Source organism: Pseudonocardia xishanensis, assembly GCF_039541715.1.
Lineage (GTDB): Bacteria > Actinomycetota > Actinomycetes > Mycobacteriales > Pseudonocardiaceae > Pseudonocardia > Pseudonocardia xishanensis.
On sequence record NZ_BAABGT010000139.1, the window covers coordinates 1 to 1711 of the forward strand.

Annotated in this window: 1 rRNA gene; it reads right to left on the reverse strand. The window is 57.5% G+C overall.

Annotated features, from left to right (window positions below):
- Positions 1-1711 (reverse strand): 23S ribosomal RNA (locus ABD993_RS36505); the annotation flags it as partial.

Genomic DNA, 1711 nt, shown 5'->3' on the forward strand with positions numbered 1-1711 from the left:
TAGTACCAGTCAACTCCACCCCTCACAGGGCTTCCATCTCTGGCCTATCAACCCAGTCGTCTACTGGGAGCCTTAACCACGCAAGGTGGTGGGAGACCTCATCTTGGAACGAGCTTCCCGCTTAGATGCCTTCAGCGGTTATCCCTTCCGAACATAGCCAACCAGCCATGCCCCTGGCGGGACAACTGGCACACCAGAGGTTCGTCCGTCCCGGTCCTCTCGTACTAGGGACAGCCTTCCTCAAGTCTCCTGCGCGCGCGGCGGATAGGGACCGAACTGTCTCACGACGTTCTAAACCCAGCTCGCGTACCGCTTTAATGGGCGAACAGCCCAACCCTTGGGACCTACTCCAGCCCCAGGATGCGACGAGCCGACATCGAGGTGCCAAACCATGCCGTCGATATGGACTCTTGGGCAAGATCAGCCTGTTATCCCCGGGGTACCTTTTATCCGTTGAGCGACACCCCTTCCACAAGGTGGTGCCGGATCACTAGTCCCGACTTTCGTCCCTGCTCGACCCGTCAGTCTCACAGTCAAGCTCCCTTGTGCACTTACACTCGACACCTGATTGCCAACCAGGCTGAGGGAACCTTTGGGCGCCTCCGTTACTCTTTGGGAGGCAACCGCCCCAGTTAAACTACCCACCAGGCACTGTCCCTGAACCAGATCATGGCCCGAGGTTCAGACACCCAATTCGACCAGAGTGGTATTTCAACAACGACTCCACAGCCACTAGCGTGACCACTTCACAGTCTCCCACCTATCCTACACAAGCCGAACCGAGCACCAATACCAAGCTGTAGTAAAGGTCCCGGGGTCTTTCCGTCCTGCCGCGCGTAACGAGCATCTTTACTCGTAGTGCAATTTCGCCGAGTCTCTGGTCGAGACAGCGCCCAAGTCGTTACGCCATTCGTGCAGGTCGGAACTTACCCGACAAGGAATTTCGCTACCTTAGGATGGTTATAGTTACCACCGCCGTTTACTGGCGCTTAAATTCTCCGCTTCGCCCCGAAGGACTAACAGGTCCTCTTAACGTTCCAGCACCGGGCAGGCGTCAGTCCGTATACATCGTCTTGCGACTTCGCACGGACCTGTGTTTTTAGTAAACAGTCGCTTGGGCCTGGTCTCTGCGACCGGCCGTCCCTAGCCCGCGAAGAGCTTCAAGACAACCGGCCCTCCTTCTCCCGAAGTTACGGAGGTATTTTGCCGAGTTCCTTAACCAGAGTTCACTCGATCGCCTCGGTATTCTCTACCTGACCACCTGTGTCGGTTTGGGGTACGGGCCGCAACAGCACTCACTAGAGGCTTTTCTCGACAGCATGGGATCACCCTACTTCGCCTCAATCGGCTACGCATCACCTCTCACCCTTCACGACCCCCGGATTTACCTAGGAATCAGGCTACAGGCTTACACCACGACAACCACCGCGTGGCGAGGCTACCCTCCTGCGTCACCCCATCGCTTGCCTACTACCGAATCGGTTCCCACGCTCCACCACACCCACTCAGCCCGAAGGCATCACGGGGGGCTTCGGATGGTTAGCATCAACGACCTCAGCATGGACGCACTATCACGAGCACGGGAATATCAACCCGTTATCCATCGACTACGCCTGTCGGCCTCGCCTTAGGTCCCGGCTCACCCTGGGCGGAACAACCTGGCCCAGGAACCCTTGGTCATCCGGCGGCAGAGATTCTCACTCTGCATTCG